Source organism: Desulfofundulus sp. TPOSR (genome assembly GCF_011393055.1).
Taxonomy (GTDB): Bacteria; Bacillota; Desulfotomaculia; order Desulfotomaculales; family Desulfovirgulaceae; genus Desulfofundulus; species Desulfofundulus kuznetsovii.
The window spans coordinates 519,006-538,606 of the sequence record NZ_JAAOEF010000003.1 but is presented as its reverse complement, the minus strand read 5'-3'; the positions used below and the strand labels follow the sequence as shown (position 1 = coordinate 538,606).

The window sequence follows — 19,601 nt, the reverse complement described above, 5'->3', positions numbered from 1 at the left end:
CCTTCATCAATGTTGACCATTTCGCGGTCCAGCACTCAGGTTTCTTGAGTGCCGGACGCCTCCCGCGATCTGTTAGATACGGCCTACCGGTTTGTCCGACACCGGCTAAACGGGGTCACCTACTTGATAAAGCGAGCTGCTTCAAGTCATGCCAGACGGAATAAAACGATTCCTGTTTAAAACGGGTCAGCCCGTTGTGAACGGGAATCTTTCCTTCCAACCGGTTGAAGAGCCGCTTCACCTTTCGGGTCATCCCTTTTCCTTCCCCGGGTAAGGAATTAACTCTTTGGTTCAGCTTCTCTTTGATGACTCGAATTTTTTGCTTCAACTCGCTGGTAATGCGCTCTCTGAAGCCTATCGCCCGCCGGGCGATAACCAAAGCGGCGGCGTGGTGGATAATTACCCCGTACCGCTCCATGTACTTGTAATAGCCAATGGTAGACGTGTGCGCCGGCCTGACCGGTTTTACGCCCACACCTTCCCTGGATGCCCTCCGCATGACGGACTCGATTATCTTCTTGAACGGAAAGTTGGCCGCCATGCGGTTGAATTTCTTATTGGTATCCAGCCGGTCTTTCCCAAAGTCCAGGTCCTCCAACGCGATGGGCTTACCCAGAGCTTTTGCGATGTCCACCACCACTTTGGCCAGCACGCCTATCAGATAGGTGCGCCGGTACCCGCGGCTGTAAGCAAGTTCCGGTATCTTGATGTACAGAAAACCGTTCGGGTGTACCGTCACCTGGAATTCCCCGGCAAATTTGTGCAGGGCCTTCGGGTGTGGTACGGTAAACCCTTCGGGCCAGGGTTCAGGCTGGCCGAAATAATGGACGTTGGCCAGAGCCACACCGTCCGGGTTGGTGTCCATCCCTAAGTAGCCCCGGTTGGGATTGGTCACCGGTTCAGGTGCTGTTATGGCGAAGGAAATGTGCACCCTGTACCGGCCGTCCCTGCCCCTGATCAGTTCCACAGTGTAGGGCGCGCCCGAAAGGAGCAATTCCCACACCTTCAACCGGTGCTTCTCTGGCAGCCAGAGCTTCCCCGTTACCCGGGGTGCCTTCGTCATTACCGGTCTGCCCTTCTTGTCCATCCCTTTCTGCTCGGACAGATGAGAAATGGTTACTGACAGGGAAAAATCCCCGTTCCGGTAGCTTATCTTGATATTCGGATTGCCGCCTTTGGTTTCGTCGCTGCGGGCAAAAAGCCTGTTCTGTCGGGCTTGCCTCCATTCTTCTTTTGCGGCTCTACCCCTGCAGACCCGCTTCCACAAAGAACGGCCGCCAAAAACTACTGTGGGTATGGTGCCGTTATTTTGATGGGTTTTCAGTTCATCCAGCTTCGTCTTTAGTTTTTTGACCCGCGCTTTGCGGCCGTGTACGATGCGTTCGGCTTTCTCGATTTTTACCGGATTACCAGTTTTTATCGCTATGGCCAGGTCTTTTTCCGCCCGGTCTAGTTTCTTCCTGGCCCGGGCCAGCTTCTTTTCCGTTTCCTCAACTTCCAAAACCAGCAGTTCTCGCTGCGATTCAATAACGGCCTTTGCCTTTAATATGGCATCGTCACAAAAACGGGAGTTTATGCCAAATAACTTCTGGCCTTCTTTTTTGAGTTCTTTACGGAAACGGCCTTCCAATATCCGGTTGAAGGCCCATCGGGTACAGGCGCAAAAAAGACGCATCTCGGTGGTCAGGGGGTCTTCGTCGCCCCGGCCCCACTTCTGGGAGCGAATGTCAGGGTAGACTTCCGGGAAAAACTCGCCACAGACGGTGTATTTCAGGCCGTCTTCTGGGTTAACCGTTTTCTTTATTTTCGGCTTCGTCATCCTGCAACACTCCCGCAATCACTTCCCGAAACCCCTGCCTGATTTTTTGCCGCTTTGCTGATGGTTAAGAGTTCCATAGTATATTGCAACTGCTTTGTTATGTTTTATCAATATTTGTCGGCCTGTTGGTAGCTGCTGCAAACCTCCTCAATTACGCAGTAAAAAGCCGTTAAAGCCCCCGCGCACCGTTCCAAAATTCAAGCACCGCCCCGGCGGCCTCGTACGCCTTCTCCGGGAGGCAGAAGAGCGTCCCGCGCACCGGGGAAAAAGCAAGATAACTGCGGTATCTCGCCGCATACCTCCTGAACACTTCATCGTACCACCGCCTCTCGGAAACCGCCGGGAGACCGCCGTCCCTACGCCTGGTCGTAGTCAGGTCGTACTCCAGAGCGTAGTACCGGGCGTTGGCCTGGAGAACCAGGAACGGCTTGGCTTCCCTCATGCACTCCTCCCAGTAGCGGTCGAGGACGAGGTTGTAGTCCGGGAGGTCGTTGCGCGGCACCAGGGTCGCTATGAAGCCGTCGAAGCGGTAGACCGGGTGCTCCGTCCGGTAGTAGCGGAGGCGTTTTTCCCGGCACCGCGGGCACAGGGTCCGCGATGGTTCGTGGTCGCGGAGCCACCGCACCCGTTCCTGCTCTTCCGAAGAAAGTTCGGAAACGTCGACCCAGTTCCCGCAAAGCCGCTTCCTGGGACAGTAGAGGACTTCGAAAGCCCAGATTTCCTTACCGCTTTCCCGGCTGGAAAATATGTCAAATATACCCATTCCCGGAAACCCCCGTCGTTGCTGGATTTTTTGAAAGTGAGAATCTGGTGGGAACATGGTGGGAACATCCCGATCCCGGGAAGCCTTGATACAAGCGGCCTCCAGAATCGTGTTCCCACATGTTCCCACCATGGTGGGAACATGCCCGAGGCCTTGCGGCTCAAGGCTTAGAGGTCAATTTCCAGCTCAATGTTCCCACTAAAAAAAGTTTACACACAAAACCCTATATATAGGGGGTATATATTTTTTTGAAAAAAGGTGATCAAGGGGGCCTATATATAGGTGTACGATCATTTTTAGTGGGAACATTAAGGTCAAAAATACCCTCTATCCCTTATATATCAAGGCTTCGAGCATGTTCCCACCGATGTTCCCACCACAAAATTTTCCAAATCCCGCTGTGCTTACTCCCCCAAGGGTTTGAGGGCATTTTTTCGATGTTCCCACCATGTTCCCACTTTGACCTTCGAGTGGGAACATAGTGGGAACATAGTGGGAACATGGAACGAAAATTAGAAGGGCACGTCTTCGGTTTCGCACCATCCGGCTTCTTCACACGCCTCGGCTCCAAACAAAACCGAAATGGGGAAGGCCAGGCCGATACCTTTCAGATCGCCTTTGTTGACCTTCTGCGTATACCTCGTCTTATCCCCTTCTTTCCTCGTAACGATCAACCCCGCCATCTTCAGCACCTCCCGGGCCTGCTTGTAGGGCATCCCCGTCCGGCGCTCGATCTCCTCGGCCAGGCCGTTCTCGAAAAGCACTATACATTCCTTGCCCTGGACGGTGGCCTTCGCCCCGACCCACTTCGTCGGCGCCTTCTCATTTTCCCGGAGGCCGTGTATGGCTTCCTGGTTGGCCGCGACGTAACCCTGGACAACCGCCAGGATTTCCTCGTCCATCCTCTCAGCCGGTATTCCCTCGCACACCATCCGCCACGCTTCTAAAAAGCGGGACAGTATCTTTCCGGCGATGTCCTTTGGGACTCCGACGCTCTCCAGCCACAGGGAAAGGCCCGCGAGGCCCACCGCCGCCCGGGTGGCCAGGCGGCCGGCGCTGCCGCGCCTGTCGTCGGCGGGCAGGTAATGGCCGCGGATCACGGCGACCGCCCGTTCGATCTCGGCGGCGACCTCATCCTCCTTCCCGGCCTCGATCAAGCCGAGAAGCCAGGCTATGTACTCCTTCCCCGCGTGGCCGTAATTTTTCAGGCAGAAGCTTTCCATACGCTCCGCCTCGGCCCGGTTCTCGTCGCTCTCCTCCGGGAGGAGCTGGGGGAGCTTCAGTATCCTGTCGTGCGCCCCGCCCCCGACGTCGAAGCTCGCGGTGACGTCGCTCTCGGCCGTGGCGAACACCACCACCCGGAACGTCCTCGTCCGGCGGCCGCCGCCGCCCCGCGCCCCGCGCTCCCGGTCCATCCCCTGGGTGACCATGCGTACGAAGGATTCAATTTCGTTCTTGGACCCTTTTCGTACACCTTTCCCCATCTCCTGGAGCTCGTCCAGGTGGACGGTCAGGTCGCAACAGGTGGACAGGAGCACCCCGTTGGACACGCCGGTGCGGTTGGCGTAGCGGATCCGGCCGTTCTCCCCGACCGCCGGGTTGCCGTAAAACGATGCGATCACCTGGCTCCAGGTGGTCTTCCCCTGGTGCCTCTTCCGTCCGGCGTCCACCGGGCGCATAAGCACTGTGAACCCCGAAAAGTCCGGGGCCAGGCCGGCTTCTTGAGCTATCTTGATTAATGGCGCCCCCGCCGCGCACCCTATGCCGAAGGCTACCTGCGGGTACTTGAGACAGGCGTCCAGGAGAAACGCCCTCTGCTTTTCAGGGTCGCCGCGGGTGCCGAATCCCGCCAGGATCTGTTTCTCCAGGGGCGAGATGTCCCCCGCCCACTCCACGTCGTCCGGCTTTTCTATTTCGGGCGCAACACCACCGCCCGCGGCGGCCGCACTATCACCCGGCGCGAGAACCGTGTGGCCGAGCACAAAGAGCGGCTTATCCCCCAACTTGTGCCAGCCGCACCGGCTGACGGTGCGCACCGTGGGCAAAGACACCCCGCCCTGGGTGACCAGTACGCGGAGGGAGTGGAACCAGTCTACCGCTGCATCCGCGTTGTTGCTGTTTATTTCCACCCCGGCCTTGATTAGCGTTTGCTTCTCCCTCGTGTCGAAGAGCACGCCGGAGGAGAAGTGCCGTCGCACCCACTGCCCGCTCTGCCTCCAGGCCAGCTCCCACTTCTCCTCGTCCCCTTCCTCCACGGGGGAGAGCCACGCCGTGAGGAGCGCCACGGTGTCCAGGCCGGGCCGGACAATCACGTTTCCTTCCTGGTCCGCCTTGTACCGCACTACCTTCCCGTCCCGGATGTCCCAGCTCCACCCCTCCAGGTTCCTGGGCGGCATGGGGAAATCCGGCGGAACGACCTCCGCCGCTGGGGGGAAAAGTGAGACGATGGTGACGCCGCCATCCGGCTCCCCGTCTCCACCGGGAGCCAGTTTCCAGGTACACTTCTGCCGTGCTTCCGCTTCACTCAGGAGTTTTCTGGCCGCCTTCAGGAGCATCTTGACGGCGGACTTTTTCATCCCGGCGTTCAAGAGGGTTTGCTCCAGAACGAACTCTCCCTTGGCGGCCAGCAGCGCGGCGGCGCCCTTCACCTGTTCCTCCGGGTCCGCGTCCGGCTTGAGTCGTTTGACCGCATACTTTTCAGCCCCTGTACCCGTGGGGAGCCATTCCTGAGCGGACCCGGCCAGGTCCTGAAACCGCGCGGCGCCGTCCTCTCCCGCCTTTTCGTAGGCCAGGATGAAGTCGTCCAGACCGGTCTTGTCCGTGCCGGGCAGTTCCGGCAGGGAGCTAATTGCGATGTTCGGAAGTAAAGATGAATAGGCCGTTTTAGGGCATTGACATAAATATTTTACCCCGGCACGGTTCAGGTTTTATGCGGGTTGTGGGCATGGGCAGATATCGTTTTAGCAAAATTGACCCCAAAGAAGAAAAACAAAGGAACAGCGAAAAAGGATGAGAAATAAGAAGGGAACCCTCCTTTTCTGGCGAATTCTTTTTTATATCCCCAAAAAAGAACCAGAGGAGGTTTCCCTTATGGCTATTATACCACAACAACGACTTTTTGGGTGGCGGGAAATTGACGAACTGGGTGATTTGGAACGCCTGGTCCTGGTTCTCGAATATCTACCCGACGAGGAACTGATACAAAAGCTGGAGCGAGAACGTGGGCACGGCCGCAACGATTACCCGGTACGAGCGGTCTGGAACTCAATCCTGGCCGGGGTCGTATTTCAGCACACGTCTGTTGAGAGTCTGCGGCGGGAACTTAAGCGGAATGCCCAGTTGCGGGAACTATGTGGGTTTGATCCAGCTCGGGGCGAGGATGCCGTTCCACCTTCTTATGTATACAGCCGCATGTTAGTAAAACTGATGCAGCACGCCGATGAAGTGGAAAAAATATTTACGCGGCTGGTGGATGAAATAAGTACCCTGTTACCGGATTTCGGGCGGGTGCTGGCCCTGGACAGTAAAGCTATTAACAGTCTGGCCCGGGGCAAAAAGCGGGATGAAGAAGAAAAGGTTCAAAGGCCTGATGGGCGCCGCGACACTGATGCCGACTTTGGTAAGAAAACGTACCGGGGGCGCAGAAAAGACGGTACCCTGTGGGAAAAAGTAGTTTCCTGGTTTGGCTACAAGCTTCATCTCATAGTTGATGCTGTATATGAGCTACCCGTAGGCTTTACGGTGACAAGAGCATCAGCCAGTGACGTGAAAGAGGGGCATAAGCTGATTGAACGGGTGGTCGAACAAAATCCGGAGATTATAGATCGTTGTGAGGCATTAGCGGCGGATAAAGCCTATGATGACATCAAACTAACCATGAAACTATGGGACGAATACCAGATCAAGCCCGTGATTGACATCCGTAATATGTGGCAGGACGGCGAGGAGACGCGGCTGGTGACCGGTAAAGGGAACATCGTTTACGATTACTGTGGAACGGTTTATTGCCACTGTCCCGAGACAAACAAGCGTCGCGAGATGGCTTTCGGGGGATTTGAAAAGGACCGGGGAACCTTGAAATATCGCTGTCCTGCCCGGCACTACGGGGTGAAGTGCCGGGGAATGGAGCAGTGTTCCGCAACGGGTGGAGTGCGTATTCCTCTGGCAGAAGACCGGCGGGTCTTCACGCCCTTAGCGCGGTCCAGTTACAAATGGAAGACAACCTATAAGAAGCGTACGGCCGTGGAAAGGGTAAATGCCCGTCTGGATGAGGTCTATGGATTTGAAAAGCATTTTATACGGGGCCTGAAAAAGATGAAGCTGCGTTGTGCACTGGCCCTGATGGTGATGCTGGCGATGGCCGTAGGCCGGCTACGACAAAAACAAGGAATAAATTTGAGAAGCCTGGTAAAGGCGGCCTGAGAAGGACCAATCGGAGAAATTACACTACGGGAAGGGCGCCCCCCCAAGGGGGTGTTAGGGTAAGTATGCCCTTTGACAGGGGTGGTAAAGGATATATAAGCCATTTGCCCCAATATTAGGTTAATATCTCTGTCCTATGGCTTGGAAAACGTCCATGTCTGGTATGGGCGTTAGCCTCCCAGAGGGCAAAAATGTTTACAACGCAAATAGCTCGGCAGGGAGAAAACCTTGACAGTTTCGGTGCCCAGGCTGTATAATATTTCCGCAAGCGCGGGGAAAGCGCCCCAGCGCTTGTGTGCCTGGGTTATGTCGGAGTCGTAGACCAGTACTACCGTCTGGACCGACCAGTCTTTTTTCAGCCGCCCGAGGAGTCCGGCCTCGGGCGTTTGTTTTTCCCCCAGCGGCCCCTTTTCCCGCCAGGCGTCGATGCCGGCAACGGCGACGCAGTTTATGCCGCGCGACGCGGCAACCAGCGCTTTTTTCTCCCCTTCGGTGATTACCACCAGCGGGGCGTCAAGTTTGGCTCCCGGGGGTACGTAGAGGCGGCATCCCGCCCCGCACGGCGCGACGTACTTCATGTCGCCCAGGGGCTGGTCTAACCGCACGCGGAGGTAGCCGTCAGACTCGCCCGGGTAGGGGAACGCGATGCCGGTGGAGTGCACCTTCACCCCTGTCAGCTGGAATATTTCTTCCGCCGTTACGGAGAAAATCCCGGCGGCTTCGATCAGGTCTTCGGGTATTCCGTTGTTTATGAGCCTGGTCTTATGGGATTCGGAAAGAGGTTTTTTGCTGGTTTTTTTACCCGCTGCCATTTTGCAAATACCTCCCCTGGGTACCGCCCTTTTTCCGGAGTTGACGTCCTCCCCCGACTGAATTCAGGTATATTCCCGGCGGGGATCATAAAAATTCAGGGGGTGCGGCGGGCGTCCCCGCCGCATTACCCCGGAAAAAGGGAGGTACTCTTAAAGAAAAAGGCCCCGGTACGCCTTGAGCGTTCCGGGGCGGGGAAAAAGGGAAGAAAAGGAGGCGGCTTTCCGGTGCGGCAAAACCGGCCCCCGGAAAATAAACAGCGCCGGGACAATGTTTCCCGGCGCTACATGCGCGAAATTTTCGCGAACCCGCACGCGATGTCAGTCCTGTGAACAGTGACGGGGACACCCCCGCTCGACCTGATCACTGCGAAGTCGGGGTAAATGCCTTCCACCTTCCCGGTTATTTCGGTCACGGAGTGCGCCGTAACCGTAGTGTCGAATTTCACCCGCACCCGCGCGCCCGGGGTCAAGCCGTTCGCCGCGAAGTCGAACTTTTCCGGGCGCGGCGCCTTTCCCAGCGCTTCTTCCCAGTCCGTTTTGGGGCAGAAGTCGCTTGCGGCAAAGGCTCCCGCGACCCTCCACCCCCCGCGCTTCCCTCTCCGGCAGTAGCGGAGGTAGAAGTGCACCTCCCGCCCGGCGACGCGCGCCTCGACCACCTGGCACCGGCCCAGGGGTTCGCCGTAATCCTGATGGGGCGTGCCGGAAAGGTATGTGCGCAGCGGCACCGCGTTCCAGATGCCCAGCTTCTTCAGCACCCGGGCGGCCTCCTCCAGGGTGAACGGCCTCGAGTGCGGGTCGCCGGGCGGGAACGACGCCGGGGAGGCCGCAAACGGTTTGACCTTGAGGGAAAGCCTGCCGTGAACTAGTTCCGCCGGGTGATCTTCATCTTTTCTGCCGTACAGGAGGTCTTCCACCGCCGCGACGCGGGCCATGAGGCGCTCCAGGCGGCCGGGAGCGGACTCTTCGCACTCACCTCCATGCGGTTCCAGCTCAGTATTTTTCAGAAATTCGTCCTCGGCGGAAGGTACGGTGCCGAAGGGGTCGAATTCGGCCGCGTCGTCCTCCGCCGGCCAGATTCCGAAGTGGGGGTTGGCCATCTGTTCGTCAGCTCCTTGTCGCTGGATTTTTCCGGGGCCGCGTTGGCCCGGTCCGGGAAAGGGGGTTGTGGAAGCGGGCCGGTCCTACCCCGGCTGTACTGGCTTTCGTGCATCAGCTCTCTGGCTCCTCACCTGGTGCGGCCCCAAGCTGTTCCGTGTGCTGCCAGCTACGACTTTAAGATCCCTCGCTATATACACTAAGCACGTCATCTCGCCGTGCCGCCGCTCCCATGCGGTGTTTGTGGTGGAACCGGCCGGACTCGATTTGTCTGTGGCGGGGAAGGTGGGACTCGAACCCGCAACTGTCCCGGTGCTTACTCAGTGTCGATCTATCCATCTGATTTAACTGCAACGATAACGTACCTGCCATCTTCTGCGTCAACCGTATCTATTTCTTCGTAAAGAGCACATGTAATGCAACAAGGATCGAGTTGCCTGTGTAATTCTTCGATACTTGCAGCTACGTAAACGCCTTTTCCATAACACCCGTTACCATCACCAGTGCAAAAAATACTTTTTTGATCATTGTCAAGCCGCTCCTTTCTGAAGTGGGGGTTGGCTATATGTCGTCAGTTCCTTTCTTACTACCCCGAACTCCCGAACATCACCATCAACTTCTTGCCCTTTTCCAGCTTCCCGCCGGCACCGGCCTCGGTCACGGCCATGCGGCGCAGGTCTCCTTCGGAAAATCGCTCCTGCCACCCCTCCATGACCTCCAGCACCTCGGGGTCCGGCTCCCAGTCGTCTTCCGCACGGCGGGACCCCCTGACCCTGACCGCGTACTGTGCCGCCGCCTCCAGGGGGAGCGGTTGCGGCCCGGTGAGCGGCGACGGCTCCCGGACGCCAGCCAGGGCCAGCACGGTCCGGCGCTCGTCCTCGTCCAGGGACCACAGGGGCCAGAAGTTTTGTGCTACTTCCCAGGCTAACTCCCGGCGGCGCTTCTCTATTTGTTCTGCTATGACATCTTGATTATGGATCGTAACTACGTAGGATAGATCAGCCACCAGTATCTCTTCTTCCAGCGTGTAATAACTGGTTGACCGTCCCATTGCGCGGTCCGCCCGCCAGGTACGTTCGATTTCGGCTAGGCTCACGGGGCGGACCTCGATTTTAGCCCTGGTCTCCGCCAGGGAGGCCAGGAGGTGTTTCAGGCGCCGGAGCTCCGGGTCGCGGGACTCAGCAGCGGCTATGCGCGCGGCAAGCATGTTTGCTGTTTTATAACAGCCGGGGTCAATTTCCCGTGTCGTGTGAGCCAATGATGAGCGGGCCTTTTTCTTGAGAAAAGTTTTTCTAGGCACCCAGCTCAAAGCAGGTCCCCCTCGAAAAATCATCAAAAAAAGTTGTTACAGTTGTTACAGCCTTGATTTTACTGGGTTTTTGAGTGGTTACATACTTGTTACATAGCTGTTACACCTGTTACATCCTTGATTTAATTGGCTTGTGGTTCTTGGTTTTCTATCAGCGATTGAATAATGATGTATCTTCTAACAGGTTTTGGATATCCTTTCACCCGAACTGTTTTGGAAAAACAACCCGCGCTTGCTTCAAGCCAATTGTTTTTTCTCCAAAACATAAGGATTGATTTCCTCTCCTGCGGTTCCGTTATCCCGACTTTCCTGAAAAATGTATCCAGTACGGGCGGCATGATTTGCACTTTTCTTTCCTGGGGATTTTGGTAAATTTCACCCCACTGCCCTTGCTCGAAGGCTTCCATGTTGGCTTCCACGTAGGCCCACAATTGTTCATAGACCAGCAACCCCGCCGGGTCGCTATCAATTTCGTTTAATGATTTTTGCGGTAAATTGTACCAAATTTCTCCCAGCAGGTCTTTTAAATGCTGGTTGAGCAGTTTAGGATCAACGAATGCTCCGTATTGGGCCGCGGCCTGCACGATACCATACGTTCCCTGCTTTGTAGGAACTAGGACTTCCTGATTTAGCGGTTCTCCTAATTCAACGAGATACCAACACCGACCCCTTTCTTCATTGCGAATGATTGCTTTGAAGTTTATTTCCACGGAACAAGCTCTTACCGGGCCGTCTTCGGTCTGGACAATGATACCTCTGCCCTCCACCATTTTCCAGCCCCCTCTAAAAAATCGCCAAAAAAAGTGGTTACAGTGGTTACAGCCTTGATTTTACTGGGTTCCTGAGTGGTTACATACTGGTTACATAGTGGTTACACCGGTTACATCCTTGATTTGACTGGATTTTTTGTGGCCGGAGTCCGGGCGGGGTCGGCCCCGCCCGGACTGCCGGGCTGGTTAGAACGGGAGTTCCTCGAAAGCCTGGTCTCCTTGAGCGACTTCTTCCGCCGGGATGTCTACCGCCGCTTCGCCCGGCCGGACCGCGGGGGGACGCCGTAGAATTGGTTTCAGCGCTTCGGCGTATTCTTTGACTTTTCCGTACTGCTCGTCACCCAGTTTTTCCACTACAGCGAACGTCGCTTCCGCGTACGGGATGTTGTTGGCGTTCTTCACCCGCTTCAGGCCGATTTTCACCACGGTTTGATGTAATTTCAGCCTGTTCCGGAACGTGAACGCCTTCAGGAACCGGTAAAAAGCGTTGAGGGATGTGGGCGGCAGGGTCAGTTCCATGGGGAAGGCTTCTCCCGAAGTCAGGACGTAGAGTTTCCACATGTTCTTGCAAGCCTTCCTCTTTTCGCCTTTGGTGCCGGGTTTATTTAGAGGGCAAGTAGCACAAAGCCCGCCAGGGTTGCCCACTCCGTGCACCCCGTCGTGGCTGTAGCACTGGGGTGGGTTTCCCTCTCCCGTAAACTCACCAGGCCAGTAAGCGTTGACCCGGTGATGATCCAGGATCACCCCTACGATTTCAGGCACCAAGACCGGGTTCTCCGGATCTTCTCCGGGAAGCTCGAAATTCAAAGCTCCTCCCGTCGGGAACTTCACTCTATCAAAGATGGAGGTAATTTCCACGTCCCCGAAGTTTTCCTTGATAAGTTCTTCCAGGTTTTCCTGGTTTGCGCCGTCAAGCACCGCCAGCTCGAATTTGGGAGTCTCTACCACCGCGAGGTTGTTTTGTTTTTGCACGGATATTTCGCTCCTTTCCGGGTTTTTAGTTCTTGAAAGCGGCCAGTTCCGCCGCCGTGAGTTCGGCCACGGCCTTCCAGGCCCGGAACTCGTCTATTAACTGGTTCACAAGTGCTTCCGCCTCAAAGAGCCCGGCTTCCACCGCTTGCAGGGCTGCCTTGAGCTCCTGGTACTCCGGGCTTTGCGCCAGACGGCGCTTCAGCTCTGCATTTCTCATAGTTTCGTTGCCGAATAAGGGTTTCCCAGCATTGTTAGTAGCCGTATTTATTTGGTACAATATTTCCGCCTCTATGTTTTGCATTTGGCCGCGGATTTCGTCTGCGGCTGTTTTTTCTGTTCTTGCCCTCTTTTTCGCTTCCGCTATTTGGGCGGGATACTCCAACAATTTTTCCTTTATCCGCTCCGTCTCCCGGCCTTCCGGCCGCACCGCGGGCTGACCGGGAAGGAGGATCACCTGCGCCGGCATTTTTCTTGTTCACCTCCGGGTTAAATCCGGCTTTCGCAGAGCCTGCCGTCGACTGGATTCATTCTGATGGGCAGGTAGAAAGGACCTTCCACTTCCAAATCGCCGTCCATGAGCCCGGAAATGTCCTTCCGGCACTCCGGACATTCGTCCGGCCGCCAGCCGCTTCCTGTGTAAACCTGGTAGAAGCGTGCGCCGCAGTAGGGGCACTTCACCCTGACCGCTTCCAGTTCGGTGATTTCACAGATCATGTTTCACCGCTCCTTTTCAATGGATGTTTTGCCGTACCCATGCTTGTATTGCTTCCAGGAGCCCCCGAACCGGGCCGGAGTAGCGGAAAATCGTGTAGCGCATTGGATCACCTTCCTTTCCCGTTTTTTATTTCACCTGTTTCGTGAACACGGAGATGTGTTTCTTACGACCGGGCGGCTAGCTTCCTACCCTTACTGAGCTTGGGAATCGGGTTGTGCGTGGTTGGAACTTCTTTCGGTTTCAAGAATAAAAAGTTCATTTACATTTTTGTTAAAGTGTTTAGCTATTTTGAGCGCAACAGGTAGAGAGGGCGTTCTTTGATTGGTCGCAATCGAAGTTATTAAACTTCGAGATACCCCAATACTTTTGGCAAGATTTTTGTGGGTAGTGTTTTTTAATAATTCTTTGAATACAGGAGTAACAAAGACTTGTGGTTGTGTCATATGTTTACCCTCCCCCTTTGAGTCGCTTATTGCGTCCCATTGGGTTAATGAGGTTACTTTAAGTATATGTTACTCTATGCGTCCTGTCAAGCGTTTTTGTGGGGTCTGGACAAAAAATATTTACATACAGTAACCTGGGGTTGCCCTTAGTAAGTTTATGGGTATACTATAAATCAAAGAGTTACAGAGAGTGACCAACTAAAAGGAGGCGGTTTAAGTGTTTTCAGAAAGATTAAAGGAAGCTAGAAAAAAGAAAAACTTGTTACAGAAAGAGCTCGCTACTTTATTAGGAGTATCACGTACTACGGTAACATCCTGGGAAAACGGAACGAGGGTTCCAGAATTTGAAACTCTTCGGCGCATTGCTGATGTTTTAGAAGTCTCCGTAGATTACCTCCTCGGCCGCACCGATGATCCCTCTCCGAAACCCCTTGAGCAAAAAACAGAGAAGGAAGATCCCCTCACCGATCTCCTCAAACGCTTCGAAAAAGAAACCCCGACACTCTCACCGTCGAAGAAGCGCTGGATCTGGTTTTAAGATCCGACCACGTCATGTTCGACGGCAAACCGGTCGGGGAACTGGACGAAGACATTTTATTGGACATCCGGGATACCGTGGTAGCCATACTCAAGTACAAGGCGAACCTAAAAAAAGCCGTGGCAGGGATGAAGGGGGTGGCGAGTGACTGTCTGGCGGCCGCCGTAGGGGCAGGGTGAATTTTGTCGTACCCTGTAAATTAAAGTCGAAAATTTACCTCTATAATTTCCAGGTTTATCCTGTAACAACCGGCGCAACTGCCCTATTATAAAATAGAACAAGCGTTTTCCTTGCAAGGTGGTTCCCGGTTTATGATGTTTGATCGCATCTTGAAAACCGTGAAATCCCTCATCGAAAAACACGGCCTCCTCCACCCCCGCGAAATGGCCGAACGCTGCGGACTGCTGGTTCTGGAAATCCCCTACCGCCGCCTGCACGGCATTTCATTTTTCTTTGCTGGCTTGCGCGTGATTGCTGTCGACAGTTCATTGCCTCCTTACCGGAAAAACGGCACCCTGTTCCACGAAATTACCCACCAGATACTGCATCCCGGAATGACCCGATTTTTCATCGAGACAATCCCAACGAAGCGTCCGGCCAGGTACGAACTCGAAGCGGACCTTGGCGGCCTCATTTATGCACTGATGTGGGACAGGCAGGGGTTCGAGGACTCCGGGTACAACGTGTACCGGTTTGCGGAGCTGTACGGTTTCTGTCGGGCCGCGGCGAACCTGGTAATCAACAATCTCGAAACCAGGGGGCCGGAATTGCTGAGAATCATGGGATACGAAGTGCCGGACCCGGAGGATTGGGTACCGTAGGGAATTTACGGGATAAAGGAAACGAATGGAGGCAGATAGCCAAGAGAACCGCTGGATAGCGGGTTTTGTATTTTAGGGGGCTTTCGACGTGAACCGACAAATTAAAGATTTTGATATAAAGGTTAGTTTTGTTGGTTTAATAATAATGCTTTTTGCTGTTGTTGGCGCCATTGAGATAATGCAGTATTTTTGGGGAAGTCCAGGAGACACACCGTTTATTATTCTCATTTTTCTTATAAATTTTCCGGTATTTGGTACACTTTGGTTGGTCAAAAACTCTATTGAAAACTTTAAAAAACGTATCGCATTACAGCAAGAATTAGAGTTAATGCGAAAAGAATTAACGGCAGCTAAAAGTGATTTAGACGTATTACGAAGGAGGGATTAATTGTAACTATATACCATATGGTAGTGGTAATGGGCAAGTTGCCAAACTCCGTAGTCAGGCCAATGAATCTAGGGACCCGGTTATCACTCCGGGTCCCTCGCCAGGTACACAACGTTGCTCTCAGGCGGGACGTTCTCCCCCGCATTATCAGACGCTGCCGCCCCCGCTCCAACTTTTTCCACTACCTTCCGGGCAAGCTCGGCCATTATTTCCGGGTGCGCCTTCAGGAACTTGCGCACGTTTTCGCGTCCCTGGCCCAGGTGCTCGCCGTTATAGGAAATCCACGCGGCCGATTTCTGGACTATCTTGTGCTCCAGGGCCATGTCCAGCACGTCCAGCTCCTTCGAGATGCCCTCCCCGTACAACAGGTCCACCACGGTCTCTTTGAACGGAGGCGCGACCTTGTTTTTGACGATTTTGATGGCCGTGCGGCTCCCGATCACTTCGCTCCCGTTCTTGATTGCCTCTTTCTTCCTCACGTCGAGCCGCATGGACGAGTAGAATTTGAGCGCCCTCCCGCCGGGCGTGACCTCGGGCACGGGACCGAACTTGTTGTCCCCTACCTTCTCCCGGAGCTGGTTAATGAAGATTACGACCGCCCTGTTTTTGGAGACCACCGCCGTCAGCTTGCGCAATGCCTGGGACATCAGGCGGGCCTGGAGGCCTACCTGCACTTCGCCCATTTCACCTTCAATTTCGTTTTTCGGCACCAGGGCGGCCACCGAGTCAATGACCACCACATCCACGGCCGAGCTCGTCACCAGCAAGTCGCATATCTCTAGGGCTTGCTCCCCGTAGTCCGGCTGGGAAACCAAGAGGTTTTCGATGTCCACCCCCAGGTTTTTGGCATACATCGTGTCCAGGGCGTGCTCCGCATCGATGAACGCCGCGATTCCGCCCGCTTTCTGGGCTTCGGCGATCACATGCAGCGCAACCGTGGTTTTGCCGGACGATTCAGGACCAAAAAGCTCGATGATCCGTCCCCGGGGCAACCCGCCCACTCCGGTCGCCAGGTCCAGGGACAGAATGCCCGTGGGTATCGCTTCAACGTTCATCTTCGGGTTCTCGCCCAGGCGCATAATAGCCCCGTTTCCGAACCTGGTTTTGATTTCGTTCAGCGCTCTCTCGAGAGCCTCTTCCCTCGTAGCCGGCTTCGATGCTGTTTTCGACATGGAAACCGCCTCCAACGGGTTTTTCCATATTGTACTACAAACAGGTGTTCCGGGGCAAAACAGAAACTGGAATTTAGGGAATTCTATAAAATTCCTAGCGGGAAAGATCAAGGTCAACATCGGTTAGCCTTAAAGAGGATGTCGAAAGAAAAAGTCGGGCGCACAGCCTCCGTTAAGGCCTAACCCGACTGTTGGATTTGCTAACCGTTTGCTAACCGATTTGCTAACGAACTATTTTGGACGCTTTGATTTTAAGGCATTCTAACTGGACTATTCTGGATAGTAAATATTTAACAATTCCCGCCCGGCCCTTTAAAATCAAGGTTTTTCGGGTAAAGCAAAAAGCCCCGTTTTCCGGGGCTCTGCTTTTCCTGGTGGGCACGGCTGGTTTCGAACCAGCGACCTCTTGAATGTGAGTCAAGCGCTCTCCCACTGAGCTACGCGCCCGTTTAACTGCGGGGTAATCCCCTCTGCATGTGTTATTTTAGCACATTTGCCGGCCAGATGCAAGAGGGAGGGAACCTGTTTTTTCATGCCACCCGCCAAAGCTCAAAGGCGGCAGCGTTTATTTTCCCGCATTTATTGTGCCCCGGGCAAAACGCACCTGGCAGCGTCAACACTTCTCAATGATGGGATAGCCATTTTCTTTTTTTGCCGCCTTTACCACCGGCACTACCTCGAAGGTGTTCAGGGAAGCGCACCAGTCCAGATCGGCTGCCAGCCCCATACTAAAAAGTTTGCGCCCGTGGTGGGAGCGGTTAAAAGCCCGGCGGGGGTTCTCTCGATAGGCTAGTGCCAGGTGCAGGGCGGCTACGGCGAGGTCGGCCAGATCCAGTGAAGGCGGCTGGTGGTTTGAACAAAGCCAGCCCGGGGCCATCATTTCCACCATCTCCAGCACCACCATTCCCGCCGCCAGGGTGTCTTCTAGAGAAAACTTCCCCTGCGTGCCGGCGCAAACCAGGGTTACGTCCCTGCCCAGGCGGCAGGCCTTTTGAGCTACAGCCCGGGCATTGAGCAGGCTTCCCACCAGCACCGTGTGGGCCCCTTCTATAGTGGCATTCAAGGCCCGGGTGCCGTTGCTGGTGGTAAGGACCAGCACTTTGCCGCCCACCACTTCCGGCGGGTATTCCAGGGGGGAGTTGCCGTGGGGAAAGCCGGGGATCTTTTCACCGCCCCGCTCACCTGCCAGCAGTACCGGTGTATTTTCCCCGGCCAGCCTGGCTGCCACCTCTTGAGCCTCAGCCGTGTCTACCACCGTAACCACGCCGCGGCAGCCGTGGGCTATGGCAGTGACAATGGTGCTGGTGGCCCGTAATACATCAAAGACCACCGCAGTACACCCGGCCAGTTCGGCCGGAACTATACTTTCGGCGGTGGGAAGAAGGTCGATGTGCATGACTGACCCTCCGTTAGCTTAAGCTCAGGAAGGGTGTTCCCGGGCCGGGGAAATTCGTGTACCGCCCTTGTGCGCGGAACTTCCCGGTGGGAAGGGTGGGAATAAGCCGGTACGGAAATATTATACCGCTTCCCGTTTTGAAGCGGCAAGAAAAACGAAGGGTACCTATGTATACAGATATATGCTGCATTTATATGCTGCATTCCAAAAGGGTTTTAAAAGGCGGTTGTGGAAAAAATAAGTAATGGCCGGCGGCGCCTGCCGGCAGTTCAGGGAGGATAGTCATGCAATTTCACCTGCGCAAAAGGTACAAACATTTTGCCCGCTACCGGGAAATAACCAACGTCCTGGTGCACCACGGTTTCGGTTATCTGGCCCACCAGTTGGGTCTTACCGAGTTCCTGGGCCTTAGCCGCCGGCACAAACTGGCTCGCCGGCTCTCCGACAAAGGGTCACTCAGGGTTGTGGAACGGCCCTCCCCGCCCGAAAGGCTGCGCCAGGCCCTGGAGGAACTGGGCCCAACTTTTATCAAGCTGGGGCAGATGCTTTCCACCCGCTCCGATCTGCTATCTCCGGAATATATTGCCGAACTGGAAAAGCTCCAGGACCAGGTGCCTCCTTTCCCCTTCGCCCAGGTGCGGGAGCGCATTCAAATGGAGCTGGGAGTGCCCCTGGAAGAAATCTTTGCCCATTTCGAAGCTACCCCCCTGGCCGCCGCTTCCATCGGCCAGGTCCACCGGGCAAGCCTGCGGGACGGCAGGCCGGTGGTAGTCAAGGTTCAGCGGCCGGGTACGGAAAAAATTCTTTTGACGGATATTGAAATCCTTTATGACGTGGCCCGGCTGGTGGACAGGCATGGACCCTGGCGGGAGCTTTATCGCTTCGAGGAAATGGTGGAGGAGTTTGAAAAGATCCTGCGGGAAGAGATGGACTTTACTGTGGAAGGGCGCCATGCCGATACCTTTCGGCAACATTTCGCCGGGGATAATACCGTCTATTTTCCGGTGGTTTACTGGGATTACACCACCAGCAAGGTGCTGACCATGGAGTACGTAGAGGGAGTCAAGCTGACCCATCCGGAAGAGTTGGCCCGCGGCGGCTTTGACCGGCGGGTGGTGGCCAGGCACCTGGCCGGCGCCCTGCTGCGGCAGATCCTGCTGCACGGTTTTTTCCACGGCGACCCCCACCCGGGTAACCTGGCCGCCCTGCCCGGTGGGAGGATAGCTTTTATGGACTTTGGCATTGTGGGGCGCCTGAATGAAGAGATGCGGGAAAAAATAGGCGCTCTGGTTTTGGGGTTGGTCCGGCGCAACACTGCCCAGGTGGTACGGGCGGTGGAAGGCCTGGGTGTGGTGCCGCCCCACGTTGACCGGGCCGCCCTGCACCGGGATATCGACGCCCTGAGGGAGAAATATTATGAGATACCCTTGAGCCGGATCAGCCTGGCCGAATCTTTAGGGGATGTAATGGCAGTGGCCTTTAAATACCGTATCCGGGTTCCCACCCAGTTCACCCTGTTGGTGAAGTCCCTGGTTACTGCTGAAGGTGTAGTTGCGCAGCTTGACCCGGAATTGAGTATCGTGGAGATTGCCCGTCCCATGGGCAAACGCCTGTTGGCGCGTCGTTTCAGCCTGCCGGGGATAAAGAGGCTGCTCCTGGAGCACCTGGAGGATTACCACCAGCTTTTGACCAGGGTGCCCCACCGCTTGGACAGGGTGCTGGACCTGGCCGCAGGTGGTGAATTAAAAATAAAAGCGGTAAACCCGGACCTGGACCGCATGTTTGGCCAGCTCAACGCCATGGTTAACCGCCTGGTCCTGGGAATCCTTTTGGGTTCTTTGATCGTGGGTTCTTCTTTGCTGCTGGGGCGGGGTTACACCATTCTCTGGGGCTTGCCCGTAGCGGAGGCTGCCTTTGTTGTCGGGGGAGTGCTGGGCGTGGCCCTGATCTTTTCCATTTTACGCTCACGGAAATTTTAGTCCCGGGCGGTTTTTTAAATAATCCCCGGCGGACGCAGGCCCGGGATCATGATCACCATCAAGGCCAGAAGCAGTACGAAGAGGATAAATCTATGCATAAAGACACCTCCTGCATCGCGGCTCTGTCATATTTATGATTTTACCCCACAAATGTGTAAAAGTTACTACGCTTGTGTTAAAAATTTAT

19 protein-coding genes and 1 tRNA gene are annotated in these 19,601 nt (G+C 55.2%); 6 read left to right on the top strand and 14 right to left on the bottom strand.

What is annotated here, in order from left to right; genetic code table 11:
- Positions 1 to 115 precede the first annotated feature (115 nt).
- The 3 genes from G7K71_RS13510 to G7K71_RS13500 form a co-directional block, all read right to left on the bottom strand.
- Positions 116 to 1,819: an IS200/IS605 family accessory protein TnpB-related protein gene (locus tag G7K71_RS13510; protein WP_166347275.1), complete on the bottom strand. Its 1,704-nt coding sequence runs from the start codon at positions 1,817 to 1,819 to the stop codon at positions 116 to 118.
- 169 nt (positions 1,820 to 1,988) lie between these two features.
- On the bottom strand, positions 1,989 to 2,639 hold the full coding sequence (locus G7K71_RS13505; protein ID WP_166347272.1) for a hypothetical protein: 651 nt from the start codon (positions 2,637 to 2,639) through the stop codon (positions 1,989 to 1,991).
- Between the two features lie 455 nt (positions 2,640 to 3,094).
- Positions 3,095 to 5,230, bottom strand: a complete 2,136-nt coding sequence (locus G7K71_RS13500; protein WP_166347270.1) for a DUF927 domain-containing protein — start codon at positions 5,228 to 5,230, stop codon at positions 3,095 to 3,097.
- A 442-nt stretch (positions 5,231 to 5,672) separates the two neighbouring features.
- On the opposite strand from G7K71_RS13500, the gene G7K71_RS13495 reads away from it, so the two are divergent.
- Positions 5,673 to 7,004: a transposase gene (locus G7K71_RS13495; RefSeq protein WP_166343144.1), complete on the top strand. Its 1,332-nt coding sequence runs from the start codon at positions 5,673 to 5,675 to the stop codon at positions 7,002 to 7,004.
- Positions 7,005 to 7,174: 170 nt separating this feature from the next.
- Here G7K71_RS13495 and G7K71_RS13490 read toward each other — a convergent pair whose 3' ends face one another.
- The 8 genes from G7K71_RS13490 to G7K71_RS13455 form a co-directional block, all read right to left on the bottom strand.
- Positions 7,175 to 7,816 carry a DUF3854 domain-containing protein gene (locus G7K71_RS13490; RefSeq protein ID WP_166347267.1) on the bottom strand — a complete coding sequence of 214 codons (642 nt, stop codon included), beginning with the start codon at positions 7,814 to 7,816 and terminating at the stop codon, positions 7,175 to 7,177.
- Between the two features lie 281 nt (positions 7,817 to 8,097).
- Positions 8,098 to 8,913, bottom strand: coding sequence for a hypothetical protein (locus G7K71_RS13485; protein WP_166347264.1), 816 nt, complete (start codon positions 8,911 to 8,913; stop codon positions 8,098 to 8,100).
- 584 nt (positions 8,914 to 9,497) lie between these two features.
- Positions 9,498 to 10,220 carry a hypothetical protein gene (locus G7K71_RS13480; protein WP_166347261.1) on the bottom strand — a complete coding sequence of 241 codons (723 nt, stop codon included), beginning with the start codon at positions 10,218 to 10,220 and terminating at the stop codon, positions 9,498 to 9,500.
- Between the two features lie 122 nt (positions 10,221 to 10,342).
- Positions 10,343 to 10,990, bottom strand: coding sequence for a hypothetical protein (locus G7K71_RS13475; RefSeq protein WP_166347258.1), 648 nt, complete (start codon positions 10,988 to 10,990; stop codon positions 10,343 to 10,345).
- Between the two features lie 186 nt (positions 10,991 to 11,176).
- Positions 11,177 to 11,962, bottom strand: coding sequence for a hypothetical protein (locus G7K71_RS13470; RefSeq protein ID WP_166347255.1), 786 nt, complete (start codon positions 11,960 to 11,962; stop codon positions 11,177 to 11,179).
- 25 nt (positions 11,963 to 11,987) lie between these two features.
- Positions 11,988 to 12,428, bottom strand: a complete 441-nt coding sequence (locus G7K71_RS13465; protein WP_166347253.1) for a hypothetical protein — start codon at positions 12,426 to 12,428, stop codon at positions 11,988 to 11,990.
- Between the two features lie 20 nt (positions 12,429 to 12,448).
- Positions 12,449 to 12,676: a hypothetical protein gene (locus G7K71_RS13460; protein WP_166347250.1), complete on the bottom strand. Its 228-nt coding sequence runs from the start codon at positions 12,674 to 12,676 to the stop codon at positions 12,449 to 12,451.
- 192 nt (positions 12,677 to 12,868) lie between these two features.
- A complete protein-coding gene (locus G7K71_RS13455; protein ID WP_166347248.1) occupies positions 12,869 to 13,120 on the bottom strand; it encodes a helix-turn-helix transcriptional regulator in 252 nt (83 codons plus the stop codon).
- 217 nt (positions 13,121 to 13,337) lie between these two features.
- Between G7K71_RS13455 and G7K71_RS13450 the strand changes: the two genes are divergently transcribed.
- From G7K71_RS13450 to G7K71_RS13435, 4 genes are all read left to right on the top strand, one after another.
- Positions 13,338 to 13,658, top strand: a complete 321-nt coding sequence (locus tag G7K71_RS13450; protein ID WP_166347245.1) for a helix-turn-helix domain-containing protein — start codon at positions 13,338 to 13,340, stop codon at positions 13,656 to 13,658.
- 14 nt (positions 13,659 to 13,672) lie between these two features.
- Positions 13,673 to 13,837, top strand: coding sequence for a hypothetical protein (locus G7K71_RS13445; RefSeq protein ID WP_166347242.1), 165 nt, complete (start codon positions 13,673 to 13,675; stop codon positions 13,835 to 13,837).
- A 132-nt stretch (positions 13,838 to 13,969) separates the two neighbouring features.
- Positions 13,970 to 14,479, top strand: coding sequence for an ImmA/IrrE family metallo-endopeptidase (locus G7K71_RS13440; RefSeq protein ID WP_166347240.1), 510 nt, complete (start codon positions 13,970 to 13,972; stop codon positions 14,477 to 14,479).
- An 88-nt stretch (positions 14,480 to 14,567) separates the two neighbouring features.
- Positions 14,568 to 14,867 carry a hypothetical protein gene (locus G7K71_RS13435; RefSeq protein ID WP_166347237.1) on the top strand — a complete coding sequence of 100 codons (300 nt, stop codon included), beginning with the start codon at positions 14,568 to 14,570 and terminating at the stop codon, positions 14,865 to 14,867.
- A gap of 83 nt (positions 14,868 to 14,950) precedes the next feature.
- On the opposite strand, the gene recA is transcribed toward G7K71_RS13435, so the two are convergent.
- From recA to G7K71_RS13420, 3 genes are all read right to left on the bottom strand, one after another.
- Positions 14,951 to 16,039, bottom strand: coding sequence for a recombinase RecA (recA, locus tag G7K71_RS13430; RefSeq protein WP_166347234.1), 1,089 nt, complete (start codon positions 16,037 to 16,039; stop codon positions 14,951 to 14,953).
- 372 nt (positions 16,040 to 16,411) lie between these two features.
- Positions 16,412 to 16,486 (bottom strand) — tRNA-Val (locus tag G7K71_RS13425).
- A gap of 166 nt (positions 16,487 to 16,652) precedes the next feature.
- On the bottom strand, positions 16,653 to 17,435 hold the full coding sequence (locus G7K71_RS13420) for a 2-phosphosulfolactate phosphatase (RefSeq protein WP_166347231.1): 783 nt from the start codon (positions 17,433 to 17,435) through the stop codon (positions 16,653 to 16,655).
- A 284-nt stretch (positions 17,436 to 17,719) separates the two neighbouring features.
- Between G7K71_RS13420 and G7K71_RS13415 the strand changes: the two genes are divergently transcribed.
- Positions 17,720 to 19,414, top strand: coding sequence for an AarF/ABC1/UbiB kinase family protein (locus G7K71_RS13415; protein WP_166347228.1), 1,695 nt, complete (start codon positions 17,720 to 17,722; stop codon positions 19,412 to 19,414).
- The last annotated feature ends 187 nt before the right edge of the window (positions 19,415 to 19,601 follow it).